Source organism: Pseudomonas sp. GW821-FHT07E12 (assembly GCF_058986605.1).
The window spans coordinates 25,345-40,456 of record NZ_JBYSVX010000016.1 but is presented as its reverse complement, the minus strand read 5'-3'; the positions used below and the strand labels follow the sequence as shown (position 1 = coordinate 40,456).

10 protein-coding genes are annotated in these 15,112 nt (G+C 67.1%); 2 read left to right on the top strand and 8 right to left on the bottom strand.

Annotated features, from left to right (window positions below; translation table 11 throughout):
- Positions 1 to 111: 111 nt before the first annotated feature.
- Positions 112 to 2,238 (bottom strand): TonB-dependent receptor, encoded by a 2,127-nt coding sequence (locus tag AC3WJE_RS10960; RefSeq protein ID WP_493730826.1) that lies wholly within the window; start codon positions 2,236 to 2,238, stop codon positions 112 to 114.
- Positions 2,239 to 2,707: 469 nt separating this feature from the next.
- On the opposite strand from AC3WJE_RS10960, the gene AC3WJE_RS10955 reads away from it, so the two are divergent.
- Both AC3WJE_RS10955 and AC3WJE_RS10950 read left to right on the top strand, forming a co-directional pair.
- On the top strand, positions 2,708 to 3,046 hold the full coding sequence (locus AC3WJE_RS10955) for a hypothetical protein (RefSeq protein ID WP_493730825.1): 339 nt from the start codon (positions 2,708 to 2,710) through the stop codon (positions 3,044 to 3,046).
- A 2-nt stretch (positions 3,047 to 3,048) separates the two neighbouring features.
- On the top strand, positions 3,049 to 3,924 hold the full coding sequence (locus tag AC3WJE_RS10950) for a DUF6973 domain-containing protein (protein ID WP_493730824.1): 876 nt from the start codon (positions 3,049 to 3,051) through the stop codon (positions 3,922 to 3,924).
- A 123-nt stretch (positions 3,925 to 4,047) separates the two neighbouring features.
- On the opposite strand, the gene AC3WJE_RS10945 is transcribed toward AC3WJE_RS10950, so the two are convergent.
- The 7 genes from AC3WJE_RS10945 to AC3WJE_RS10915 all read right to left on the bottom strand — a co-directional run bounded on the left by AC3WJE_RS10945 (position 4,048) and on the right by AC3WJE_RS10915 (position 15,009).
- On the bottom strand, positions 4,048 to 5,628 hold the full coding sequence (locus AC3WJE_RS10945) for a gamma-glutamyltransferase family protein (protein ID WP_493730823.1): 1,581 nt from the start codon (positions 5,626 to 5,628) through the stop codon (positions 4,048 to 4,050).
- A complete protein-coding gene (locus AC3WJE_RS10940) occupies positions 5,628 to 7,082 on the bottom strand; it encodes an AtzE family amidohydrolase (protein WP_493730822.1) in 1,455 nt (484 codons plus the stop codon). The genes AC3WJE_RS10945 and AC3WJE_RS10940 overlap by 1 nt, the downstream gene beginning before the upstream one ends.
- A 396-nt stretch (positions 7,083 to 7,478) precedes the next feature.
- The gene (locus AC3WJE_RS10935; protein ID WP_493730821.1) at positions 7,479 to 8,576 is read right to left on the bottom strand and encodes a nucleoside hydrolase; all 1,098 of its coding nucleotides are present in this window, start codon (positions 8,574 to 8,576) and stop codon (positions 7,479 to 7,481) included.
- A 184-nt stretch (positions 8,577 to 8,760) separates the two neighbouring features.
- Entirely contained in the window at positions 8,761 to 11,079 is a 2,319-nt protein-coding gene (locus AC3WJE_RS10930; protein ID WP_493730820.1) for a TonB-dependent receptor, read from the bottom strand.
- A 106-nt stretch (positions 11,080 to 11,185) separates the two neighbouring features.
- Positions 11,186 to 12,268, bottom strand: coding sequence for a hypothetical protein (locus AC3WJE_RS10925; protein ID WP_493730819.1), 1,083 nt, complete (start codon positions 12,266 to 12,268; stop codon positions 11,186 to 11,188).
- A 24-nt stretch (positions 12,269 to 12,292) separates the two neighbouring features.
- Positions 12,293 to 13,456, bottom strand: a complete 1,164-nt coding sequence (locus tag AC3WJE_RS10920) for a nucleoside hydrolase (protein ID WP_493730818.1) — start codon at positions 13,454 to 13,456, stop codon at positions 12,293 to 12,295.
- On the bottom strand, positions 13,453 to 15,009 hold the full coding sequence (locus AC3WJE_RS10915; RefSeq protein ID WP_493730817.1) for an adenosine deaminase family protein: 1,557 nt from the start codon (positions 15,007 to 15,009) through the stop codon (positions 13,453 to 13,455). Before AC3WJE_RS10915 ends, AC3WJE_RS10920 begins: the two co-directional genes overlap by 4 nt.
- Positions 15,010 to 15,112 lie beyond the last annotated feature (103 nt).

Here is a 15,112-nt window from a genome sequence, read left to right as displayed (position 1 = left end):
GCCCGTCGCTGTCGCCTGCTGCCGGCGTATCGCCACGAGCGCCCGCGCGGGCCATCCGGTGCGCGGGACGGCCCGCACCGGATGGCGAGAAACCCCGGGGAATGCGGGTTCCTAGAAGTCGACCGATAGGGACAGGTAGGTCGTCCGTGGCGCGCCCAGCGACAGCGTGCCGTAGGACGCCGCGCCCGACCAATAGTGCCGATCGAAGGCGTTGAGCAGGCCCAGTCGCAGCGTCGCCGGGTGCTGCGCGATGCGGGTCGCGTAGCGGGCCCCCAGGTCGAACGTGGTCCAGTCCGGCAGGGATTGGGTGTTGGCCTGGTCCAGGTACTGCTGGCCGGTGTGGGTGACCGCGCCGGTGAAGGTGAGGCTGGGCAGCCACGGCAGATCCCATTCCGCCCCGGCATTGGCCATCCACTTCGGGACTCCCACGGGCCGGTTGCCGGTGGTCGCCGGGCTGCTGGTCCGGGTCAGTTCGGCATCCAGCAGCGTCACCCCGCCCAGCAGGCGGAAGCCGCCGACGGGTTCGTACGACACGCTGAGTTCGAGGCCCTGGTTGCGCTGCTCGCTGTCTATCGCATAGACCGCGCCATAAAGCTGTCCGCTGGGCTTGGTGATCCTGAAGAGCGCCATCGTCGCGAGCCAGCCGTCCGATGCCAGCTTCACGCCGACCTCCTGCTGCCTGGTGCGGTAGGGGGCGAATGCCTGCCCGGCGTTGGCGGCGGTGGAGGGTGCGATGTCGCCCTTGCTGAGGCCCTCGATGTAGTTGGCGTAGACCGACAGATGTTCGGTCGGGCGCAGGACGATACCTGCCAGCGGCGTGACGGCGCTTTCGTCGTACGACGTGGTGCGTTGTCCGGTGCTGGCGCTGAAGTTCTGCGACCTCACGCGCTGTTGGCGCAGCCCCAGGGTGATCTGCAGCCGGTCGTCCAGCATGTTCATCGTATCGGCCAGCGCCACGCTCGACAGTCGCGACTCGGTCACCTTGCGTGCGCGCGCCGGCGCGGCCACCGCCTGCTCCGGGTTCGCGACGGGCGAATAGATGTTGGACGGCATCGCCACGCCCGCGTTGACGGCGTTGCCGATGCTGTCGCGGTAGCCGTTGACCTGCAGCACCAGCGCGTGCCGCACCGGTCCGGTTGCCAGGTTCGCGCGCAGGCCTGCGTCCGCGCTGGCGCGTCGGATCGCGAACTTCCAGTTCTGCGGCACCGCGGTGGTGTCGCCTGCGGCGTTGAGGATCGTCGGGGTCTGGTCCGAGTAGCGCGACACGTCCGAGCGCGTGCCGCCTGCGTCGGCGAAGACGGTCAATGCCTCGTTGATGGCGTAATCGCCACGCCATAGTGCGGAGGTGTCCCGGGATTTCCACCAGCCCCAGGCCTGAGTGACGTTGCGCTCGCCATCGGGCGCGGCCGGCACGTCGATCCCCTGCCTCAACACGAACGGACGCGTCGGCGCATCGACGAACTCGTGCTGGCTGATGATGTCCAGCGACGTGCGTGCCCGCTCGCTGCGGTAGTCCAGCGAGAGCGCACCCACGTCGGCGCGTGCGTGCTGGTTGTCCAGCGCCGTGTCACCTTCGCGATGCAATGCATTGAAGCGCAGCCCGAACTGCCGCCGGGCGCCGAAGCGCCGGCTGTAGTCCGCCGCGCTGCCGACCTGGGAACCGGAGCCATAGTCGAACGAGACCCGGGTGGCGTCCGTGCCGGTGGCACGCTTGGGCACCACGTTGACGACACCGCCCACGCCGCCGTTGGGCGACATCCCGTAGAGCAGCGCCGCCGGTCCCTTGAGCACCTCCACCCGCTCCAGGTACTCGGTGAACAGATGGTAGTTGGGCGATACGCCATACACCCCATCCAGGGCGACCTCGCTCAGGTTGCCCTCGTTGATCGGGAAGCCCCGGATGAAGAAGGAATCGGTGACACCGCCCCGCTGCCCGGTGAACCGCGTCGAGGGATCACTGTTCAACACCTCCGCCAACGTGACGGCCTGCTGGTTCTCGATGCGCCTGGAGGTGTAGCCGCTGATGCTGAAGGGCATGTCCATCACGCCCTTGTCGCCCAGCAGCCCGGCGCGTCCATCCCGGGCGAGCTGGCCCTGGTCGCCGCTGTCCGCGTTCACCACCACGGTGGAAAGCTGCTTGACCGGCTCCGACGGGTCCGACTCGGCATGCGCCGTCGTGACGGCCAGCAGGCTCGCCGCGGTCAGTCCAAGAGCCTGCCGCACGCATCGTGGCAGCACGGGAGAGGGATGCCGGGAGGCTGGCTTCAGGGATCGTGACACACGCATGGTTGCGCTCCGGTTTGCTTGCTTGTCATGTCGAAGGTCGAGGCTGCTCCGGGCAATATCCGCCCGGGCATCGATGTCGGCTGGCTAGTAAGCAAAACGGGATAAGGACAATCGCCGGATCACAACATTCCCCGAAGACCGGGGTGGCGCGCGCGAGGCGGGATGGTAGAGCATCGGCTTGCCGCGGGCAAAGCAGGAGAGGGCGCGCGCTCAGGTGAATGATCGCGGAGGCATACTCATCGCGATGCCCTGCGGTGGTGTGGATCGACTGTCCAACCGATGCCGGCGATCTGTTGCCGTGGTCCGGCCTCTGCGGTACAAGGCACTGGAACCGCTGGAAGGAGCCACACCGATGACCATGCCGCGACGGCTGTCATCTTTCTTGCATGTTTTCCCGTTCTTTCTGCTTGCAGGATGCACCATGACCGAATCCAGTCTTTCGAAGGCACAGTTCGTCCAACGCGTCGACTCGCTCCTGGCCGGACGCGATTCCGTGGTGGTCGAAGCGGGCAAGTTGACGGACTTCCCCTGGGGCTCGCTGTGCTTCGAGCGCCACGATGCGTTGCAGCTGAAGTTCAAGCATGACGCGAGCGAGAAGGTGCTCTCGCTGCCCTACGAGGAATTCTTCGTCGACGAGGGCTACGTGCCGAACTCGCTGGAGGACGTCTGCGTTTCGCCGGGCGAACGCATCCTCATCAAGAAGAAATATCCCGGCTACGACGGGCCGATCGAATTCCAGAAGGCGGCACAAGGACGCTGACCATGGTTGACATTACCGATCCCAGGGCTGCAAAGCGGGAAATCGAGCAGGAGGCTTATCGGTATTACGAGCAACACAGCGGTGTTCAGCTCGCCCGTCGCGCTGATGGAAGTTTCCAGTCGCAAGGTCATAACGATGAGGTGGATGCGTTCCGGCACGCTTACACGAGTGGACGCGTCACCCAGCTTGCATTGGGCCAGCAGTGGATCGCGCGCAAGTACGGGAACGAGGCGGAGATCGGTCCGGCGCATCCGAACGATCCCTACGAGCATCGGATGGATCTGTGGAACAACGAGGCGGGCCGCCGCATCGGCGACCAGACGTCGGGTGCCGATGCGCTGGCGCGCGAAACGTTCGCCGCAATGAAACGTGGCGACCTCGTCACCGGGCTGACCGATTCCCGGCTCAGGCAGCTCTATCCGGACGATGCGAGATTGCAGCTTCCGAGCGGACATCCGCAACGCGAGCTGGTCGACAAGGACGACGTGGACAGGATCAATCGCGACGTTGCGAGGATCCAGGATCAATCCAGGGAGCGGTTTCCGGAACGTCATCCCGACCGGGCCTATTTCGATGCCTTGCGCAGCCAGCTTCCAGGTTCCGTCTCGGATGCGAAGGTCGCCGAAACGCTGGTGGCGGCGAAGAAGGCCGGTATCGAACGTCCCGATCAGCTCGGCTCCGTGGCCTTGCATAACGACCAGATCTTCGTCGCAGGCAAGACCCCCGGCTTTCGTGCGCAGGTGGATGCCAACGCCCCCGCACCAGCACTACGGGAAAGTGCCTATCAGGCCGAACAGCAGCATGCAGTGAGCAGCTACGACCAGGCACAGCGGCAGGAGCAGCAGGAGCGCCCACCGGCCCGCACGCAGAGCTACTGAGCGGCGTGCTCGTGCGCGGTTGGTAGGAGCGGCTCTGGGTGGCCTAGGGCCATCAGCCGCGATGGGGCTTTACCGGTAACGCTTCATCGCGGCTGACGCCGCTCCTACGGGTCATGGTGTCGTCTACCACCCGGCTACCGCGCCGTCGCTGCGCGGATCGGCGGCGCCGGACAGCGTGCCGTCGGCCTCGCGCACCAATGCGCCGGCGTGTCCCATCACCGAGGTGAATGCCGGCAGCAGCTCGACGCTGTGGCCGGCGTCGCGCAAGGCCTGTACCACGGCGGGATCGAAGCGGTTTTCGAGCTTGAGTGAGGTGCTGTCCTCGCCCCAGGTGCGGCCGAGCAGCCAGCGGGGTGCGGTGATGGCCCGTTGCAGCGGCATGCCGAAGCGGGCGTAGCGGGTGAACACGGCCGCCTGGGTCTGCGGCTGGCCTTCGCCGCCCATGGTGCCGTAGCTCATCACGCGGCCGTCGTCGAATACGGCCAGTGCCGGGTTGAGGGTGTGGAATGGTTTGCGGCCGGGTTTGAGTGCGTTCCAGCCGTCGCGTGCGAGGCGGAAACTGCAGCCGCGGTTCTGCCAGACGATGCCGGTGCGCGGCAGCACCAGGCCGGAGCCGAATTCGAAGTAGGTCGACTGGATGCAGCTGACCGCGCGGCCTTCGTGGTCGATCGCGCCGAACCAGACGGTATCGCCGGCTTGCGAGGGTTGCGGCCATGGCAATGCGTGCCGTGGGTCGATGCGTGCGGCGAGTGTGTCGAGCACAGCGTTGTCGTCGAGCAGGGCTTGCGGATCGAGCGTCATGTACGCGGGATCGCCGACCTCGCGATCACGCACCAGGAATGCCTGTTTGGTCGCTTCGATCAGCCCGTGCAGATGCGCGAAGCTGTCGCCGGTGTCGGCCTCGAGGCGATCGAACAGGGCGAGGATCAGCAGCGAGGCCAGGCCCTGCGTCGGTGGAGCGTGGTTGTAGAGCGTGGCGTTGCGTACGCGTACATGCAGCGGCGTGCTGGCCTCGGCGTGATGCGCGTGCAGGTCGGCGAGCGTGAGCGGGCTGCCGAGTGCGGCGAGGTCGGCGGCGATGGCGTGCGCGAGTTCGCCGCGGTAGTAGTCGTCGAGACCGGCCTCGGCCAGGCGTTCCAGCGTGGCGGCGAGCGTGGGTTGCGTCAGCAGTTCGCCTTCGCGCAACGGATGGCCTGCAGGTTCGAACACCTGCGCGTAGGCCCCGGGCTGCGCGCGCAGTTCCGCGCTTTTCGCGGCGGCGATGTGGGCGCCGCCGGCGGTGACCGGTGCGCCGCTGCGCGCGTGGTGGATCGCGTCTTCCAGCAGCCGTGACAGCGGCAGGCGCTGCTCCTGGTCGGCAAGTGCGAGTGCCCAGCCGGAAATGGTGCCGGCGACGGTGTTGGCGGCGCCGGGGCCGCGCCAGGGAATCGTGTCCTGACCGGCGTAGAAATCCAGCGTGGCGGCCTGCGCAGCGCGGCCGCAGGCGTCGATCGCGTGGACGCGCCCGTCCGGTTCGCGGATCAACCAGAAACCGTCGCCGCCGATGCCGGTCATGTGCGGGTAGACCACCGCCAGACATGCGGCGGTGGCGACGGCGGCTTCGACAGCGCTGCCGCCATCGCGCAGCACGTCGCGGCCGGCCTGCGCGGCGAGGTGGTGGGGCGCGACGACGAGGCCGCGGCGGGCGCGCAAGGTGTGCAGCATCAGCGTGTCGCCTCCGGTGCGCTGTAGCCGATCAGGCCATCGTGTTCGAGCTGCGCGGCGAGCGCAAACAGGCGATCTTCGCGGCCAGGTGCGGCGATCAACTGCACGCCCAGCGGCAACTTGCCGGGACGTTTGAGCGGTGCCGCCAGCACCGGGCAGCGGGCCAGTCCGAGCGGTTGGGTCAGGATCCCGAGGTTGGCGCGCGCGGAGACCGGTTGGCCATCGATGACGATGGTTTCCTGATCGATACGCGGCGCCACGCAGGGCACGGCGGGCGCGATCAGGACGTCGACTTCATCCCACAGCTGGTCCATCGCGTGCTTGAACCATTCGGCAAAGCGATGCGCGTCGGCGATCACCGCAGCGGGCAGTTGCAGACCGGCGAACAGGCGGTCGCGGGTGGCGGGATCGAAACCGGCGGCATGCGTGGCGAGCGCGGCGCGGTGGCGGAATCCGCCTTCGGCTGCGGTCATCACGAATGCGGCGGCGCGTGAGCGTTGTGCGTCGGGCAGGTCGCGGGTGGTGGCGATGTCGAGATGGGCGGCGAGTGCATCGAGGCCGGCGGCAAGTTCGGGATCGAGATTGCGTGCGAACCAGCCGCCGAGACGGGCGATGCGCAGGGTGGAGGCATCGCGATCCGGCAGCGAGGTGCCGGCCATGGCTTCGTGCACGACGCGCAGGTCGGCGACGCTGGTGGCGAACGGGCCGGCGACGTCGAAGGCTTCGACGAATGGAAACACGCCCTCCAGCGGCAGGCTGCCGTGGCTTGGGCGCAGGCCATAGATGCCGCACAGTGCGGCCGGCACGCGGATTGAGCCGTTGGTGTCCGAGCCGAGTGCGAACGGCACCAGTCCGGCGGCGACCGCCGCGGCCGAGCCGCCGGAGGAGCCCCCGGCCAGACGCGTGCTGTCGTGCGGGTTGCGGGTGGTGCCGTAATGGGCGTTGACGGTGGCGAAGCCGTAGGCGAACTCGTCCATGTTGGTGGTGCCGACCAGGATCGCGCCGGCTTCGATCAGGCGTTGGACGAGCGGTGCGTCATGCGTGGCGGGCGCTGCGTCGGCGCGGATCGCGGCGCCGGCGGTGGTCGGCAGGCCAGCGACGTCGAACAGGTCTTTCACTGCGAACGGGACGCCGGCGAGTGGGCCGCCGTCGCGGTGGCTGTCCAGCGCGGCCTGCACGCGGGTGGCATCGGCGTGGGCGCGTTCGGGGAGGATGCGGGTGAAGGCGCTCAGCGCGGGATTGGCTGTGGCGATGTGCGCGAGGGTTTGTTCGGTGTGGGCTTGCGCTTGGCCGGTTGTGGTGCGAGTGGCCTGGGTGATCTTGGCGATCTGGCTGGGGGGTTGTGGGTTTGCGTTGGCGGGTGGTGGGGTGAAGTCGTGCAGTAGCTGCGCGTAGCCGTTGAGCAGGTCCGTGTTGCGCTGGATGCCGGGTTGGTATTCGACGGGGATCTGCATCGTGGCCTCTTCTTTGAAGCTTGGTTCTTTTGTTTGTAGGAGCGGCTTCAGCCGCGATGGGGCTTTACCTGTGACGTTTCGAGTCTATTGATTGAAGCAACAGCAACAGCTTTCGCTCCTTCGGAGCGAGTCACCTTTCTTTGCTCGTGCAAAGAAAGGTAACCCAAAGAAAGCACGCCCCAGTCCTCGCGCCCTTCGCTGCGCTACGGGTTCACTGCGCCAGCGGGATTTTCTGACGCGGCATCCATGCCGCGGCAGAAAACGACGCACATCCATGTGCGTCGCCCTTCGGGTTTTTCCCGCCGGCTCCGTCGCTGCGGATGGGGGCCCCTGAAGAGCGAAGAGCAAAAGCAAAATCACGAGCAACAGCAACAGCAACAGCAACAGCGGGCGGCCTCACGATACTGGCAACGGCGCGCCCACCGACGGTGGATGTGCCGCGGTCAGCCGTTCGACCAGCAACGCTTCCATCGCGGCCACGTCCATCTCCAGCACCACGGTCTGCGCTTGTTCGCCCAGCCCTGGTTGGTAGCCGGGTGCCCACGACAAGGTGTCGCCGTAGCCGGGGCCGAATTCGGTGTTGGTGTCGATGTAGAGCGTCTCGGTGACGGTGGCCAGCTCGGGGTGCAGCCATACGGCCGTGGCCAGTTCGTCCCACATCGGGAAGCCCGGTTCGCGGCGGCGCAGGGTGTGGCCGATGGTGGTGTCGGCGGCGCCGATGCGGGCGACCAGATCGGCGGTCAGCTCGGTGGCGGTGGAGGGATCGACCGGGACCATCACGATCTTCTTCCACGGCGCGCGCTGCACGATGCGGGCCGCTTCCGGGTCCCAGCGGATGTTGAATTCGCGGCGCGGTGAGTTGACGAATTCGCGGGCGAATTGATGCGCCGACACGCTGTCGCGCTGGCGTTTTGGGTTGAGGCTGCCGCCCATGTAGACCAGTTCCTTCACCAGCGTGGCGAATTGCGGATCCAGCGATTGGGCAAGCGCGAGATTGGTCAGTGGGCCGGTGGCGACGATGCTGACCTGGCCGGGGTACTGGCGGACCATGCGCAGCATGAACAGCGCGGCGTGTTCGTCGGAGGGACGCACCACGCTCGGATTGCCGAGTGCGAGGTCGGGCACGACGTCATGGGCGTGGTAGCGCGGTGAGGTCTGCACGGTGTCGGCGTCGATCCACTGCCGGGTCCACGCGCCCTTCCACACCAGCTTGCCGTACAGCGCTTCCCAGCGCTCGGTGGCGGCTTCGGAATTGAGCAGCGGGAACACCGGGCCGGGCAATACCGGGATGTCGGGGCGGCCGGCCAGTTCGAGCAGGCGGCAGGTGTGGGCGAGCACTTCGTCGCGCCAGATGTTGCCGCTCACTGCGGAGATGCCGAGCACCTCGACGTCGGGTGATTGCAGCAACAGCAACTGGGCGGGGGTGAAACCGTCGATGTCGTCCTCGAGGATCACGAGGCGCTTGCCGGAAGCGGGGTGTTGCGATTCGGACATTGCATAACCAGGAAAGGGGCGCGCCACAGCGTACCGGGTCGAAAAAGCCCGGTCACCCATGCATGGCGCGGATGACCGGGGGTATGAACTTCGTCATCCCCGCGTAAGCGGGGATCCAGTGCCTTTGTACTTCCTGGGCGAAAGTCGCTGGGCCCCCGCCTGCGCGGGGGCGACGAGGGGGTTCTTACAGCGCGATCGAACCGCCGAAGGTCACCATCACGGTGCGGTCCTGCAGCAGCTGCCAGGTGGCCGACGTGGCGGTGGTCGCCAGCGAGGTGGTGGCCGAGTAGTTCAGCGCCTGGCGGTTGCCGATGTTGAACAGGTTGACCTTCAGGTACGGCTTCTTCAGGCCGCCGAAGTCCTGGAAGTTCCAGCCGCCGTTGAGGTTGAGCACCGCGAAGCCGCCCGCGTACGAGCCGGCCGCGTTGTTGAAGGTGCCCCAGATGCCGCTCTGCACGGTGCTGCTCAGGCTGGCCCAGAACGGACCCTGGTTGTAGTTCACCGACGCATAGCCGGAATTCTTCGGCACGTTGACCAGTGTCTTGCCCGAGGTCAGGTAGGTGGTGGTGCCGAGGGTGAGGTTGTCCTGCATCTCCGCCGTGGTGTGCGCGTAGGAGGTGTAGACCGACCAGGCGTCGTCGAACTTGTAGCTCAGCTCGCCGTTGACGCCGCGCATCTTCACCTGACCCAGCGAGAAGTACACCGGCGCCGAGGTGGCCGGGTCGGTGCCGCTGAACTGCTTGTTCTTGAAGTCGGTCGTGTAGGCGTCGACGGACGCGCTCAGCTTGTCACCGTAGAAGCGCCAGCCCAGGTCGACCGTGGTCGCCTTCTCCGGCTCGGCATCGCTGATCGACACTGATTTGCCCGAAGCCTGTGCATAGGCCGCGCCCCAGAAGTCGTACAGGGCGGAGGTGTTGATCGGCGCGCGATAGGTCTGGCCGACGCCGAGGTAGAACTGGTTGTGGTCGTCGAGCTGGAACTTCAGACCGCCGGTCGGGGTGAACTTCTTGTAGGTGCGCGAGCCGGAGGCATACAGCTCGCTGGAGGACGCGGTGGACTTGATGCCGAGGTCCGAGTCCGGCCAGGTCGAATACCAGCCCTTGCGTGTGACCGAGGTGTAGGCGCCGCCGAGGGTGACGGTCCACTGGTCGTTCGGAGTCCAGGTGTTGGTGGCGAAGGCGCGGTAGGTCGGCGTGGTCGAGTAGAACTTGTAGGCGATCTTCGGCGTGCCGTTGGCGTTCTTGTAGTAGTACGCGCTGTCGTGGCCCCAGATGTCGACCGGGTTGCCCTGGCTGTCGGCGGGGATGTAGACGTTGGAACCCTGCTGGCGCGGACGCTCGGCCAGGAAGCCGTACTCCAGGCTGTCGTTCAGGCCGAAGTCCTGCTTGAACTTGACGTGGATGCCCGGGCGGAACGTGTCGGAGGTGAAGAACACGTAGGTGTTGGCATAACCGTAGCTGCCGCCGCCGTAGCCGTAGACGAAGTACGGCACCACCGACACGTGCAGGGTGTCGCTCAGGGTGAACTCGCCATCCAGGCTGAAGATCGCGCTGGTGAACGGGTTGACCTCGGTGCCGACCCAGTCACCGGCGTTGCTGGACTGGTAGGACTTCACGTAGCCGTAGTGGTAGCCGTACTGCGCGATCTGGCTCTTGGTCAGGGCGCGGTAGTTGTTCTTGACCTCGCGGTTGTACTGCAGCGAGGCGGTGATCGAGTTGCCGTCGTCGATGGTCCAGACCGACTTGCCGTCGACCTTGGTCACCTTCGACTGGCCGGCACCGCGCCACAGGTCGGTCTCGTTGTGCGAGTACGAGATCCACGAACGCACCGGGCCGATGTCGCCGGTGTTGTAGCGCACGAAGGTGCGCTTGTAGTTGTTGCTGCCCAGGCTCTGGCTGAAGTCCACGCCGGCCTGGTGGGTCGGGTCGATGGTGACCCAGGCGATGTTGCCGCCGGCCGCGCCGATCACCGGCGAGGTGACGCTCGGGTAGCCCTGCTCGACGGTGATGTCGCCCATGTTCTCGGTGTCGCCGTACTCGGTGGCGTACATCGCGTAGTTGCCGCTGTCGTTGATCGGCACGCCGTTGACGGTCACGCCGACTTCGTTGGCCGGGAAGCCGCGCACGGTGAAGTTGCCATCGTTCAGGCCAGTGACGTCGTTGGTGGCCGAGATCGCGCCGGGGATGCTGCTCAGCATCTGGGTGAAGTTGGCGCCCGGCACGGTCTTGAGGATCGCCTCGCGACCGATCGTGGAGACCGCCTTGGGTGCGACCTGGACCTGCATGTTGCCGCCGCCCAGCGACTCGACCTGGCCGCTGACCTGCACCGCGTCGAGCTGCTGCACGCGCTTGGTGGCGTTGGAATTGGTGGTGTTGGACGTGGTGGTGACGCTGGTGCGTGCCGATGCGGTGGTGGTGCTGTCGTCGCTCTGCGACTGGGCATGGGCCTGCATCGGGATATACAGCGCGGAACTGACGGCGAGGGCCAGGAGCGTGGTCTTCATTGGGATATGCCTGTGGTGGGATGAAGTGCGGAAGAGCTGGAGAACTGCGGTGCAACCGTGTTGCGAGGCCTTCCGTGAGCCGTGACAGTCATTCGTCCTGGGTCGATCAAGGTGTGGGCAGTGGCGTGCTCGGTGGCGTGTCGCGGTACTGGTGCCAGCCGGCCAGCAACGCGCGCACGACCGGCGCGCCGACGCGGTAGTTGGCTTCGTAGGCGGCGATCTGGCCGGGCGTTTCATCGCCGATGGTCGCGAGCGGGTCTTGCCCCGGCGGCGGCATCGAGGGATTGCTGGCGGTGCGCAGCACCAGCACGCGCTGCGCATCGAGCAGGCCGAGCCTGGCGTAGCGCTCGACACGCTCGGCGGCGTTCTGGCTTTCCATGTTGGTCATGGCGAAGCGGCCCTGGCCGCCGGTCCACAGCTTCACCCAGTCCTCGGCCCAGCGATTGCGCATCGAACCGTGCCAGTAACGCTTGCTGCCGAGGGTCTCGCCGAGCAGCACGCGCGGCGGCTTCTGTGCTTCGGGAAAGCCGGCCCAGGCCTTGCGCCGTTCGGCCAGCACCGGATCATCCGGAATCGCGATGTCGCGGGTCATCGCATAGGCCCAGCCGACCAGGCCGGGATTGAGCTTCCACGCCATGCCCAGCTGGTCGGCGCTTTCGACGCTGCCGAAACCGTTGGGATCGCTGGGCAAGGTGTTCGGCTTGAGCGCGCCGATCGCGAACAGGCCGTAGGGCCAGTCGGCGGGAATCTCGCGGTCGTCGAATTCGCGCAGCTGGTCGCCGTTGACGACCCAGCGCGCCCACGCCGCGCTGCCGACCGAAAGCAGGTTCGGATCACCGCCGGAGATGCCGGTGAACAGCCAGTAGGCGTGGCTCAGATCGAAGCGCGGATCGAGCACGAACGCGTCCATGTCCGCCAGCAGCAGGCCGTACTCGCCCTGCGCGTTGCGACGCACCCCGCGCTCGGCGCCGCGTACCGCGATGCGTTCGTCGAGGTGATCACGCTCGACCCAGAACTGGTACTCACCCGGCTTGTCGCCGCTGTCGGCGCCGTTCTCGAAGTTGGCCACCACGACCACGTTGACCGGGATCCTGCGCGCCGGCTCCGGTGCGGGCGGCACCGCCGCGCTGGCCAGGACAGGGAGCAGCAGGAACAGCGACAGCAGACGACGGAGGCGGGGCGCGGGCATGGCGGTTCCTGGGCGTGGAGGGCGTCAGTCGGGACGCAACGCCGGCAACGGCCGGCCGAGCGAAGGCGGTTGCGGACGATTGAGCAGCTCGACCATCAGCGTCTCGACGCCGACGACATCGACCTCGCGCACGACCTGCTCCGGTTCGTGGTCATCGAGTTCGGGCTGATAGCCGGGCGCCCACGACAGGATGTCGCCGTAGCTGGCCGCGAACTCGGTGTTGGTATCGACGTAGAGCGTGTCGGCGCGGGCGATCAGGCTTGGATCCAGCCACACCGCGACCGCCAGTTCGTCCCACATCGGAAAGCCGGTCTCGCGTCGCGCCAATGCCTGCGCGATCGGCGTGCCGGAGGTGGTCATCCGCGCCAGCAGCGGCGCGCTCAATTCGGTGGCGGTGGACGGATCGACCGGCACCATCACGATCTTCTTCCACGGCGCGCGCATCACGATGCTGGCCGCTTCAGGATCCCAGCGGATGTTGAACTCGCGGCGCGGCGAGTTGATGAACTCACGCGCGAACTGCCGCGCCGATACGCCGTCCAGGCGCTGCTGCGGATTGAGGCTGCCGCCCATGTAGACCAGCTCCTTCGCCAGCGAGGCGAACTGCGGGTCCAGCGATTGCGCGAGCGCCAGATTGGTCAGCGGGCCGGTGGCGACGATACTGACCTGGCCGGGGTACTGGCGGACCATGCGCAGCATGAACATCGCCGCCGGCTCGCTGGCGGCCTTGACCACGCTCGGATTGCCCAGCGCCAGATCCGGCACGACATCGTGAGCGTGATAGCGCGGATCGCTCTGCTGGGTATCTTCGACCCAGCGCTTGGTCCACGCGCCCTTCCACACCAGCTTGCCGTACAGCGCTTCCCAGCGTTCGGTGGCTTTTTCGGAATTGAGCAGCGGATAGACCGCGCCCGGCAGCACCGGAATCTCCGGATGACCGGCGATTTCCAGCAGGCGCCGCGCATGCGCCAGTTCGGCGTCGCGCCAGGCGTTGCCGCTGACCGTGCAGATGCCGAGCACCTTCACGTCGGGCGCCTGCAGCAACATCAGCTGGGCCGGATTGAAGCCATCGATATCGTCATCGATGATCACCAGCCGCGGCGCTGCCGACGTGGCGGCGAACGCGCACACCGGCAGCGCCGTCAGCCAGCAGGCAAGCAACCAGCCGAGCGCGCGGACGAAGTTCATGCGGCCGGGCTCTGCTTCAGCACGGCATCTTCGAAGCGGGTGAAGTCCTGTTCCAGCTGCCACTGCACGCGGGCCTTGTCGCTGCGCTCAAGCAATGCGCGGCAGTTAGCGTCCGGCGCGCGAGCACCGTTCAGCGCGGCGGCGCAGACAGGTGCGACGCGGCCGTCGGCCTGCCACAGGCTTTCGCCGGGCAGGAACGCGTAATGGATGCCGTTGCGCGCGATCCGCTTGAGCGTGGCGTAGCCCAGATGCTGTTCCTGCACCGCGCGCTGGTACTCGTGGGTCATGTCGCTGCGCGAGACGCCTTCGTCATCGGTGGACAGCACCACCGGCACGCCGGCGGCGAGATACATCGACAACGGATGCGCGCCGTCGCGCACGCCGAGGATCACATCGTTGCTGGTCAGGTTGATCTCGACCGCGACCTGGCGCTCGCGCATCGTGCGCAGCAGGCCCTGCGGATCATCCTCGAACGGCAGATCGACACCGTGGCCGATACGGCTCGCACCGGCCTCGACCGCCTCGCGGATGTGGAAGCGCAGATCGGCCGGCGGCACCAGCCCCAGCGCCAGCTCGCCGGCATGCAGGGTCAGCTTCACCTCGGGATGGCGCGCCGAGAAGAAGCGGAACATCGCCATGTGCGTGCGGTAGTCGGTGCGCGCCACCGCGTCGTCTTCCGGCGCGACGATGTTGACGCCGACGTAGCGGTTGTTTCCGGCCGCGACCAGCGCGTAGTTCAACGCCATCTGCCCGAACACGAACGGCTGCGGCAGCGTGCGCAGCACGTAGGTGATGTAGCGGTACTCGACCGCGCAGGCCGGCGAGGCATCGGCCTGGTCACAGCGCAGCAGCTCGCGCACCCGCGCATCGGTGCGCGCGGTGTCGGCGCGCGCGGCCTCGACCTGCGCCGGCAGCTCGGCCTGGAGGCGCGCCAGATCGGCGGCGTAGTCATCGCCGTTCCAGTCCAGCGCCTGCATGCGCTTGCCGACCACATCGGTCTGCTCGGGATTGGCAATCAGCTCGACGTAGCCAACGTGATCGCGCGCGGCCTGCTCCAGCGTGGTGGCGATGACCTCGGCACGGCGCACCTTGCCGACCGGGCCGAAGCGGGAGAATGTCGAGAAGAACTGGTCGTGGCCGGATGGTTTGCCCGGCGTAGGCACGAAGTTGCGCATCGACAGCGCATCGACCGTGCGTGCGTACAGCGCCGGATCGCGTGCGGCCAAGCCACGTGCCGGTGCCTGTTCTGCACCGCACGGCGGCGGGCGCAGCGCGTGATCGGCCAGATTGACGCAGAAATCGTCGGCATCGGCCCAGCGCAGGAAGTCCTCGGCGTAGGTCGAGCCGCCCGTGTGGTTGTGCAGGTCACCACCCTTCGGCATCGCCTGCAGGAACGCGCGCAGCTGCGCCGGTTTGTCGGCGATCTTCTGCATCGCGAGCGCGACCTGCTGCTCACGCGCGGCCGGTGTCGTTGCCGGCGTGGCGGTACGCGCCGAGACGGGCAGGGCGGTGCTGAGCAGCAACGTGGTGAGTAATGCGGAACGCAGGTGCATGGGGCAGGGACGCAATCTAAAAAGGGGAGGGGATTCTTCTGTGGGAGGGACTTCAGTCCCGACGAGCCTTCTCGGCCATCCGTCGGGACTGAAGTCCCTCCCA

Coding starts and splice junctions, on each gene's coding strand:
- AC3WJE_RS10935 (WP_493730821.1), bottom strand. CDS start 8,576: ATGTCCGAATCGCAACACCCCGCTTCCGGCAAGCGCCTCGTGATCCTC.
- AC3WJE_RS10950 (WP_493730824.1), top strand. CDS start 3,049: ATGGTTGACATTACCGATCCCAGGGCTGCAAAGCGGGAAATCGAGCAG.
- AC3WJE_RS10930 (WP_493730820.1), bottom strand. CDS start 11,079: ATGAAGACCACGCTCCTGGCCCTCGCCGTCAGTTCCGCGCTGTATATC.
- AC3WJE_RS10945 (WP_493730823.1), bottom strand. CDS start 5,628: ATGCTGCACACCTTGCGCGCCCGCCGCGGCCTCGTCGTCGCGCCCCAC.
- AC3WJE_RS10940 (WP_493730822.1), bottom strand. CDS start 7,082: ATGCAGATCCCCGTCGAATACCAACCCGGCATCCAGCGCAACACGGAC.
- AC3WJE_RS10925 (WP_493730819.1), bottom strand. CDS start 12,268: ATGCCCGCGCCCCGCCTCCGTCGTCTGCTGTCGCTGTTCCTGCTGCTC.
- AC3WJE_RS10920 (WP_493730818.1), bottom strand. CDS start 13,456: ATGAACTTCGTCCGCGCGCTCGGCTGGTTGCTTGCCTGCTGGCTGACG.
- AC3WJE_RS10915 (WP_493730817.1), bottom strand. CDS start 15,009: ATGCACCTGCGTTCCGCATTACTCACCACGTTGCTGCTCAGCACCGCC.
- AC3WJE_RS10955 (WP_493730825.1), top strand. CDS start 2,708: ATGACCGAATCCAGTCTTTCGAAGGCACAGTTCGTCCAACGCGTCGAC.